The sequence below is a fragment of the Mycobacterium sp. genome, assembly GCF_049802695.1.
In the GTDB taxonomy this organism is placed as follows: Bacteria; Actinomycetota; Actinomycetes; order Mycobacteriales; family Mycobacteriaceae; genus Mycobacterium.
Genome location: NZ_JBARMY010000033.1, coordinates 1 through 9,802 on the forward strand (window position 1 = coordinate 1; position 9,802 = coordinate 9,802).

The window sequence follows — 9,802 nt, forward strand, 5'->3', positions numbered from 1 at the left end:
CGCGCCAACAGCAGCGGATTGCGGGATCCGAGTTTCATCACATTGGTGTAGAACCGCAGCGTCGACGTGACGGCACCCATCGCCGCGGCGGCGATCAGCGGATCGACCCAGGGCGTGTTCTCGTCCCACATCCGCGAACCGTCCGGAGTGTAGGGATAGTCTGCGGCCGCCTTCTCCATGTAGAACAGCGAATCCGGCAGCGCGATGGCGTCGAAGCCAACTTCCTCAGCGGTTCTGGCGATCTCGACCAACTGATCGACCGGGCCCATCGCGATGCTGCAGGTGTACTTCAGCCGACCGGTCACGGTTTATCCGCTCCCACTACCCACATCGAGTAATACTGGGAGCCCCCGCCGTAGGCGTGCCCCAGCGCTTTGCGAGCGCCGGGCACCTGATGCGCCTCCGCCTTGCCCATCACCTGGATCGCGGCCTCTGCGAAACGGATCAGCCCCGAAGCGCCGATCGGGTTCGACGACAACACACCGCCGGACGGGTTGACCGGCAGTCGTCCGCCGATCGCGGTCTCACCGGCTTCGGTGAGCTTCCAGCCCTCACCCTCGGCGGCGAAACCCAGGTTCTCCAACCACATCGGCTCGAACCAGGAAAACGGCACGTAGATCTCCGCGGTGTCGATCTCGTCGATGGGGCTGGTGATGCCGGCCGCCTTCCACAGCGCTGCGGCCGCGTCCCGACCGGCCTGCGGGCTGACCTGGTCGCGTCCCGCATAGGCCAGCGGCTCGGTGCGTAGCGCGGTGGCATGGATCCAGGCGACCGGATGCCCTTCGGCGACTCGCTGATCGGCGGTCTGCTCGTCACCGATCACCACGGCGCACGCACCGTCGGATGAAGGGCAGGTCTCGTCGAACCGGATGGGGTCCCAGAGCATCTGAGAGGAAAGCACCTTCTCCAAGGTGATGTCCGGCTGCTGCACGTGTGCCAGCGGATTCTTTGCTCCGTTGAGCCGATCTTTGACTGCGACCATCGCGCCGATGTGCGTCGGTGCGTTCGCGCGGCGGATATAGGCCCGCACGTGCGGAGCGAAGTAGCCGCCCGCGCCTGCGCCGACCGGCTTGGTGAAAGGCACCGGAATCGACAGCGCCCACATGGCGTTGGATTCTGACTGCTTCTCCCAGGCCATCGCCAGCACCCGGCGGTACTTGCCGGATTGCACGAGGCTGGCCGCGACCACACCGGTGGACCCGCCCACCGATCCGGCGGTGTGCACCCGGATCAGCGGTTTGCCGGTGGCGCCCACCGCGTCGGCCATGAACAGCTCGGGCATCATGACGCCCTCGAAGAAGTCGGGCGCCTTGCCGACGACGACCGCGTCGATGTCTTCGAACGTGGCGCCGGCATCGGCTAGTGCCCGGTCGATGGCCTCGCGCACCATACCGTTCATCGACACGTCGTGCCGCTTGGCCACGTACTTGGTTTGTCCCGTGCCGAGTACCGCGGCGAGTCGCTTAGGCACCAGCGCCACTCCTCCTCATCGCTTCGCTCTGCATCGTCGTGGCGCGGCCATCAGTCTTTCCCTTCCATCACGGCGACCAGGTTCTGTTGCAGCGCCGGGCCACTGGTGGCGTGCGCCAGCACACGCTGTGCCGAACGGCTCCAAATGTGCTGCGCAGCAAAGCCGATGCGCTCCAGCCCGGCGACGAACATCGGGTTGGCGGCCAGCGCGCCGCCGGACGGGTTGACCTGCGTCGACGGTGGCAGCCGGAGCGCCTCGGCGAGGATTAGATGCTGATGGGTGAACGGCGCGTGGATCTCCGCGACGTCAATGGAGCCGACGTTGCCAGCGGTGGCGGCCTCGGCCGACACCGTCGTCGATGGCGACACAGTGAGATCACGCGCACCCAGCACCGGTGTCTCGATGCGGTGCTCTATTCCGGTGATCCACGCAGGATTTTCGCGAAGTTCGCGGGCACGGTCATCGGCGGCGAGCACGATCGCAGCGGCACCGTCGGTGATGGGTGCGATGTCGTGCCGGTGCAGTGGATCGGCGAAGAACGGCCGGTCGAGCAACTCGTCGAGGCTCTTGGGCGGCCGCTCTGAATCCACCCGCTGCGCCCGGGCGAACGAGTCGAACGCGACCCGGGCCATCTGATCTTGGCTCCACTTCTGGCTCTGTAAACCGAGGCGTGCCTGCAAGCCGGCGATCGACACCGAGTCCGGCCATAGCGGCGCCACCGTGTACGGGTCGGTCTGACGAGACAGGATCGTGCGCAGCACGCCGGCCGAGGATTTGCCGAATCCGTACACCAAGGCGGTGTCGACTTCCCCGGTGAGCAACTTGATGTAGGCCTCGAACAACGCCCATGCGGCGTCCATCTCCACGTGGGACTCGTTGATCGGCGGCACGGCACCGATCGAGTCGATCGCGGAGATGAATGAAAAAGCCCGCCCGGCAAGGTAATCCGACGAACCGGAGCACCAGAAGCCGATGTCTGCCTGACTGATCCCCAGTTCGTCGTAAAGCTGGGCGAAACACGGCATCAGCATCTCGACACCGTTGGTGGTGCCATCGGTGCGGCGTACGTGCGGAGCGTGGGCGAAGCCGACCACCGCGACATTGCGAGTGCTCATTGCAGATCGGCCCTTCACAGGTGGTGCTTGTAAGTGTCGTAGTCCGCATCGGGTGCGCCAGTGGGACGGAAGTATTCGATGTTGTCGATGCCCAACCCCCACTCCTCGCGCGGCTTCCACACCGCCTCGACCCGCAGGCCCATCCGGACCTCATGCGCATCGATCTCGGAGACCAGATGCAGGAACGGAATGTCCGCGCCGTCGAGCAGAACGTAGGCCGCTACATACGGCGGTTTGATGCGCTGGCCGGCGAACGGGATGTTGATGATCGCGAACGTGGTGACCGTGCCCCTGTCGGGCAGCTCGACGAAGTTGTCGAGGGCGAGTCCGGTGGCTGGATCCGCTTCTCGCGCCGGAAAATACAGCTTGCCGTCCGAGCCGGTGCGGGCGCCCAGCAGCTTGCCTTCCTGCAGCGCTCGCAGGTAGGCGCTCTCCGGATGGGACGCGGTGTGCTGGATTTCCAGCGTGATAGGTGTGACCAGCATCGTCACCGGGTCACGATCGTCGGTGCCGGCAGCCAGCGCCGGCTCCGCTACTTCACCGAGGGAGAAGTAGGCGATGTCGGTGATGGCACCGACGGTTTCCTCGGCCCAATGCGCATGCACCCGCGATCCGGTGTGGATCCCCTCCGCGCTGCCTGAGTCCACGGCGTGCAGGAGTGCGGTGTCGGCACCGTCCAGTTTGATCAGCGCCCACGCGAACGGGCGTTTCAGTGGCTGCCCGGGCAGCGGGTCAGGTTGCCACGTCCACGATTCCACGGTGCCGACACCGGAAACCTCCACCGTCTCGGTGAGCGCTTCGTAGGTGACGGGGTCGTATTCTGCCGGCGGCACATGCACCCGGCCATCCGATCCGCGTACCCCGACAATGCGGCGCTCGCGCAATGCGGTGAAGAACTTACTGAGGGTGGGACCGACCGAACGGGTGTAGTCGAACGACAGTGTCAGCGGTGCAGAAAGGGGAGGTTCCGGTTGTTCGATCAGCGTGAGTCGACTTGAGCTGGCTGTCACGCATCGAGTAGAACAGGTTCTAACTATGGTTTCAAGGAGTGGTGATGAAGCTGGGTTTGCAGTTGGGCTATTGGGGTGCTCAGCCGCCGGATAACGCCGGCGCGTTGGTTTCCGCAGCCGAAGATGCCGGCTTCGACGCGGTGTTCACCGCGGAAGCCTGGGGTTCGGACGCCTACACGCCGCTGGCCTGGTGGGGCTCGTCGACGCAGCGGGTGCGGCTGGGCACCTCGGTGGTGCAGCTGTCCGCCCGCACCCCGACCGCCTGCGCGATGGCAGCGTTGACGCTCGATCACCTGTCCGGCGGCCGCCACATTCTGGGGCTCGGTGTATCGGGCCCGCAGGTGGTCGAGGGCTGGTATGGCCAGCCGTTTCCCAAGCCGCTGGCCCGTACCCGGGAGTACATCGACGTCGTCCGTCAGGTGCTGTCCCGGGAGACGCCGGTCACCAGCGACGGACCGCACTACCCGCTGCCGTTGACCGGTGAGCGCACCACGGGTTTGGGCAAGGCGCTCAAGCCGATTACCCATCCGCTGCGGTCCGACATCCCGATCCTGCTCGGCGCTGAAGGCCCGAAGAACGTCGCGCTGACCGCCGAGATCTGCGACGGTTGGCTGCCGATTTTCTACACGCCCCGCATGGCCGATACCTACAACGAATGGCTCGACGAGGGCTTCGCCCGTGCCGGTGCCCGTCGCACCCGCGAGACCTTCGAAATCTGCGCGACGGCCAACATCGTCATCACCGAAGACCGCGCCGCGGCGTTCGCGGCCATGAAGCCCTACATCGCCCTGTACATGGGCGGCATGGGCGCCGAGGACACCAACTTCCACGCCGACGTCTACCGCCGGATGGGCTACGCCGAAGTCGTCGACGAGGTCACCGCGCTGTTCCGCAGCGACCAGAAGGACAAAGCCGCGGAGATCATTCCCGACGAGGTCATCGACGACGCCGCGATCGTGGGCGACGTCGACTACGTGCGTAAGCAGATCAAGGCCTGGGAAGCCGCCGGCGTGACCATGATGGTGGTGTCCGGCCGCAGTACAGCGCAGGTGCGCGAGCTGGCATCGCTGATCTGACCCGTAGCTTGCCAGGCATTAGAACACGTTCTAAATTGTCCGGATGACCGAAACCGGCCGGTCAGCCGAGCACCTGCGCATCGCCGAACGACATCTCGACATTGGCGACCGACCCCGACGCCATCGCCGGCCCGGGCAGACCCAGCGAGGCCAGCTCCGCGGCGTAAGGGTGGTCACCCAGGCGCAGCGTGGCCCCGCCGAGGCGGCCGCGCAGCCCGCTGACCTTCATCTCCCAGGGCACTTCCCGGGTGGTGCCATCGGCGTGGGTGTATGTCCTGAGCACCTGCGGCCGCGAGGTGAACAGCGACGGCACCGGCAGCCCGCGGCCGAAGTCGATGCCGGCGATGTGCGCCCCCTCGGCGCTGACGTCGAAGCTGAACCCACCCGGCTCACGAACGCTGAAGTCAGCCATGATCTTCGGAAATCCCCAGATGTTGCGCCCGGCCTCCAACGTGAAGGCCTGGTCGACCGGCAGGTGGTGGATGAACGCCGCGGCGGCACCGAGAGCCCGCAGGCCGCGGGCGTCCGAGCCGGGTCGGTTGACCATCACGGCTGTGCCGAATTCGTGGTACTGCCCCAAGTCGCCGTCGATGTAGCGAACGAGCATCAGGTTGACCACGGCGCGGCCGGGGCGATGCCGGCACACCTGCAGACCGCTGTAGTCGATGAGTCGCTGCGCCGCGTCGGCGTCCACCGAGAACAGCGCGGTATGGACATCCGCTTGACGAACCCGCACCGGCATGGTCAGAACCGTCCCGGCGACGGTGTGTTGTGAAACTGCCATGCCGGTCACTGTAATCCGCTGACAATGCGACGAGCAGAAATCAGGAGGCCCAACAAATGACTTCGACCGTTCCGGACACGATCTTGAACATCGACCTGGCGGACGGCAACTTCTACGCCGACCGCCGAAGTTCGCGGGAGGCCTACCGCTGGATGCGGGCGAACCAGCCGGTGTTCCGGGATCGGAACGGTCTGGCCGGGGCGACCACCTATCAGGCCATCATCGACGCCGAACGGAATCCGCAGCTGTTCTCCAGCACCGGCGGAATTCGTCCCGACCAGCCGGGCATGCCGTACATGATCGACATGGACGACCCGGCACACCTGCTGCGCCGCAAGCTGGTCAATGCCGGGTTCACGCGCAAGCGCGTGCAGGAGAAAGAACCGTCGATCGCCAAGCTGTGCGACAGGCTGATCGACGCGGTCTGTGAACGGGGTGAGTGCGACTTCGTCCGCGACATCGCGGCTCCGCTGCCGATGGCGGTGATCGGCGACATGCTGGGGGTGCTGCCCGAGGAGCGCGGCATGCTGTTGAAGTGGTCGGACGATCTGGTGACTGGCCTGAGCTCGCACATCGACCCAGCCGGGCTGGAGTTCCAGGCGGTGATGAATGCGTTCGCCGCGTATACCGAGTTCACCATGGGCATCATCGCCAAGCGTCGCGCCGAGCCGACCGACGACCTGTTCTCCATCCTGGTGAACTCGGAGGTCGAAGGACAGCGGATGTCCGACGAAGAGATCGTGATGGAAACTTTGCTGATCCTCATCGGCGGCGACGAGACCACTCGGCACACCTTGTCCGGCGGGACCGAGCAGTTGGTGCGTCACCGCGATCAATGGGACGCGATGGTCGCCGACCGTTCGATGCTGCCCTTGGCGATTGAGGAGATGCTGCGCTGGACGTCGCCGGTGAAGAACATGTGCCGAATGTTGACCGTCGACACCGATTTTCACGGCACATCGCTGCGTGAGGGCGAGAAAATCATGCTGCTGTTCGAGTCGGCGAACTTCGACGAGGCCATGTTCGAGAACCCCGACCAGTTTGATATCCGGCGAGACCCCAACAGCCACGTAGCTTTTGGCTTCGGCACCCACTTCTGTCTGGGAAATCAGTTGGCCCGCCTGGAATTGAGGCTGATGACCGACCGAGTGCTCGAGCGCCTGCCCGATCTGCGACTGGCCGCCGATGATGACGTATTGCCTTTGCGCCCAGCCAACTTCGTCAGCGGTCTGGAATCGATGCCGATGGTATTCACCCCCGACAAGCCGGTAGGTGCCTAACCTCTTCGCGCCCAACGCGCGCTCACTGCGAAAAATCGGCCGTGTCGCAGTGGTTGCACGCTCGGGTCTGGCGACTCCGCCGGCGCAGATGTGCGGCAAATCCAGTCAATTCACAGTTGCTGCACTACTGAACCGCGACGACAGATGCAGCAAATTGTCGGTGTATGGGTACAGTGTCCTCGGCGCGGTGCCACAGGCAATACGATGCTCTTGTCGTCAACGAGTGTCAGTGAGGCTACGCGATGGCCATGTCCCCTCGGTTGCCACGTGGTGTTTGCATGCGTGTGCGACGACCTCGAGGCGACGCATCTCTGGACCGGCCCGCGTCGGGCACGCGTCAACGGTGTCGGAACGAATCGTGAGCCGACGGACAGAGGAGCAGACCCTCGCCGATTTCCTCGACTCGGCGCCGAATGAGCCCGCCGCCCTGGTGATACAGGGCGACCCGGGTGTCGGTAAGACGACACTGTGGCTGGATGTATTGCGCCGCGCTGGCGAGCGCGGTTTCCGCGTCCTCGCCGCCCGCGCCGCGGCCGCAGAATCGGTGCTGGCCTATACCGCGTTGGCCGACCTGCTAGGTGCGGTCGATGACTCGATGTGGGCGGACCTACCAGCGCCCCAGCGACAGGGCTTGGACGCCGCTCTTCTGCGCAATCGCAATGATGGCCGGGTCACCGATGCACGGTCCGTGGCGGCGGCGTTTATGGCAGTCATCAATCGGTTAGCCGGCCAGGACCCGGTGCTAGTGGCGATTGATGACCTTCAGTGGCTGGATGCCTCCAGCAACAACGTGATGTCGTTCGCCGCGCGCCGGCTTCCCCATGGGGTGGCCTGGCTCTTCACAACACGGACCGAGGACGCGGCCTTGCGGCTGCAGCTTCCAAGCCCCGGCACCGTGCGTCGAATCCACGTGCAGCCGATGACGCTGGGCGAACTGCGTCAGGTCCTGGCGAGCCGATTGGGCGGGTCGCTCCCGCGCTCCACCTTGCTGCGCATCCACGAGGTCTCCGGTGGAAACCCGTTCTATGCACTGGAACTGGCGCGCGAGATCACCACCCGAACGCGCGACAACCAACTGGATCTGCCGGGCAGCCTCGCCGAGCTGGTGCGTACGAGAATCGGTCGGGTCAGCGCGGGCGCTGAAGACGCCCTGCTAGCGATGGCCAGCCTCGCCGATCCAACCGTCCAGCTCGTCGCCCGGGCAACCAACACCGTGCCCGATCGCCTCGCGGAGCTGCTCGATGAGGCCGAAGCTCATGCGGTCGTTGCGATCGACGGCAACCGCGTGCGGTTCACCCACCCGGTACTTGCGCACGGCGTATACAGCGGCGCAGCGCCGCGACGTCGCCGCGCCATGCACCGCCGCTTGGCCGAGCTCGTCACCGAACCCGAACTCCGGGCGCGTCACCTCGCCCTGTCCGACACCACCGGCGAGCCCCAAACCTTGGAAGCCCTCGACACCGCTGCCGACATCGCACACAGCAGGGGAGCACCCGCGGCCGCCGCGGAACTGCTTGAACTGGCAATCCGTCTAGGCGCAGACACACCCGAGCGCCGGATCCGGTCGGCGAGTCACCATCTCAATGCCGGGGACGCGCGACGAGCGCGGGCCCTGCTCGAGAAGACCATCGATACGACGGAGCCTGGCATGCTCCGAGCGGAGGCGTTGAGTCTGCTCGGCTTTGTGTTACTTTTCGGCGACAGTTTCCTTGAGGCCGCTCGCGTGCTCGAGCGCGCGCTCGGCGAGGCCGGCGATCATCTGGCGTTGCGGACCCGGCTGCTGATTACGTTGTCGTATGCGCGGTACAACGCTGGTTATTTCAGCGCCGCTGCCCGCAGCATCGAGGACGCTGTCGACGATGCCGAACGGCTCGGGCAGCCGCATCCGCTGAGTCAGGCGCTGAGCATGCGGGTGATCCTGTGCTTCTTGCGCGGCGACGGTCTCGACGAGTCCGTTCTGGCTCGCGCACTGGAGTTGGAGGACCGACACGCGGATATGCCGATGGCTTTCCGTCCCAGCATGCAAAATGCCATGTTGCTGGCCTGGACCGGGCAGCTCGAGGCGGCCCACCGCGCGTTGGTGTCCATTCGGCGGCGTTGCATCGAGCGCGGTGACGAGAACGAATTGATTTTCGTCGCCGTCCATAGTGTTCTGCTCGAGATCTGGCGGGGCAACTTCGCCGAGGCCGCCCTCATCGCTGAGGACACCGCGGAACGCGCTGCGCTGCTAGGAGGCGACGTCCCGTCCTTCATAGCGTTGACTGCCCGGGCAGCGCTGGCCGCCTATGCCGGGCGAGTCGACGAGGCGCGCGCCGACACCGATGAGGCGTTCGCCGCCAGCCAGCGCTGCGGGGCCAACCTCCTGGTCGTCTGGCCGATCACGACGTTGGGTTTCCTTGAGGTTTCGCTGGGCAACTACCGCGCTGCGCTGAACGCACTGCAGCCTCTGCTGGCCAAACTCGACGCAGCGCCCAATGCCACCGAGATCGTTGCCGCCGCGTTCGTCCCCGATGCCGTCGAGGCGATGATCCACCTGGGCCGCCTCACCGATGCCCAGCCGTTGATCGAAGCGCTTGAGCGCAACGGGCGCCGGCTTGATCGCGCGTGGATGTTAGCCGTGGGCGGGCGCTGCCGCGCGATGTTGCTTGCCGGGCGCGGCGACCTGAATGCGGCGACGGCGGCGGCGCAGGTTGCGATGACCGAGCACGGGCGCCTGCCCATGCCGTTTGAGCGGGCCCGCACCCAGTTGCTGCTCGGCCAGCTCCAGCGTCGGCAACGCCAACGCGACACCGCGACGGCGACGCTGCGCGATGCGCTGCACACGTTTGAGCGACTCGGCACGACGTTGTGGGCCGACCGTGTTCGCGCCGAGTTGGCGCGGGGAACGTCGGGCAGGCGCCGCGCCGAGGGACTAACCGCGTCCGAGCATCGTGTGGCCGAGCTGGCCGCGTCGGGGATGACCAATAAGGACATCGCCGCGGAACTGTTCATCAGCCCGAAGACAGTCGAAGTCAACCTCAGCCGCGTCTACCGCAAGCTCAACATCCGCTCACGGGTGGAGCTGTA

General features: G+C 65.8%; 8 protein-coding genes. 3 read left to right on the plus strand and 5 right to left on the minus strand.

The features are described 5' to 3' along the window. The 4 genes from WA317_RS01195 to WA317_RS01210 all read right to left on the minus strand — a co-directional run. Nucleotides 1–293, minus strand: a 293-nt coding sequence (locus WA317_RS01195) for an LLM class flavin-dependent oxidoreductase (RefSeq protein ID WP_425171298.1), incomplete at its 3' end; no start/stop codon positions are given. An 8-nt stretch (nucleotides 294–301) separates the two neighbouring features. Continuing rightward, nucleotides 302–1,471, minus strand: a complete 1,170-nt coding sequence (locus WA317_RS01200) for a thiolase domain-containing protein (RefSeq protein ID WP_425171291.1) — start codon at nucleotides 1,469–1,471, stop codon at nucleotides 302–304. 50 nt (nucleotides 1,472–1,521) lie between these two features. After that, nucleotides 1,522–2,586: a thiolase domain-containing protein gene (locus tag WA317_RS01205; RefSeq protein ID WP_425171292.1), complete on the minus strand. Its 1,065-nt coding sequence runs from the start codon at nucleotides 2,584–2,586 to the stop codon at nucleotides 1,522–1,524. A 14-nt stretch (nucleotides 2,587–2,600) separates the two neighbouring features. Then, nucleotides 2,601–3,596, minus strand: coding sequence for a Zn-ribbon domain-containing OB-fold protein (locus WA317_RS01210; protein WP_425171293.1), 996 nt, complete (start codon nucleotides 3,594–3,596; stop codon nucleotides 2,601–2,603). 44 nt (nucleotides 3,597–3,640) lie between these two features. On the opposite strand from WA317_RS01210, the gene WA317_RS01215 reads away from it, so the two are divergent. Then, a complete protein-coding gene (locus WA317_RS01215; protein WP_425171294.1) occupies nucleotides 3,641–4,672 on the plus strand; it encodes an LLM class F420-dependent oxidoreductase in 1,032 nt (343 codons plus the stop codon). Nucleotides 4,673–4,733: 61 nt separating this feature from the next. Here the strand turns inward: WA317_RS01215 and WA317_RS01220 are convergent, their stop codons facing one another. Next, on the minus strand, nucleotides 4,734–5,456 hold the full coding sequence (locus WA317_RS01220) for an acetoacetate decarboxylase family protein (RefSeq protein ID WP_425171295.1): 723 nt from the start codon (nucleotides 5,454–5,456) through the stop codon (nucleotides 4,734–4,736). A gap of 56 nt (nucleotides 5,457–5,512) precedes the next feature. On the opposite strand from WA317_RS01220, the gene WA317_RS01225 reads away from it, so the two are divergent. Both WA317_RS01225 and WA317_RS01230 read left to right on the plus strand, forming a co-directional pair. Beyond that, on the plus strand, nucleotides 5,513–6,736 hold the full coding sequence (locus WA317_RS01225; RefSeq protein ID WP_425171296.1) for a cytochrome P450: 1,224 nt from the start codon (nucleotides 5,513–5,515) through the stop codon (nucleotides 6,734–6,736). 358 nt (nucleotides 6,737–7,094) lie between these two features. Then, nucleotides 7,095–9,802 (plus strand): AAA family ATPase (locus WA317_RS01230; protein ID WP_425171297.1); only part of this gene is annotated, 2,708 nt, incomplete at its 3' end.

Coding starts and splice junctions, on each gene's coding strand:
- WA317_RS01205 (WP_425171292.1), bottom strand. CDS start 2,586: ATGAGCACTCGCAATGTCGCGGTGGTCGGCTTCGCCCACGCTCCGCAC.
- WA317_RS01215 (WP_425171294.1), top strand. CDS start 3,641: ATGAAGCTGGGTTTGCAGTTGGGCTATTGGGGTGCTCAGCCGCCGGAT.
- WA317_RS01220 (WP_425171295.1), bottom strand. CDS start 5,456: ATGGCAGTTTCACAACACACCGTCGCCGGGACGGTTCTGACCATGCCG.
- WA317_RS01225 (WP_425171296.1), top strand. CDS start 5,513: ATGACTTCGACCGTTCCGGACACGATCTTGAACATCGACCTGGCGGAC.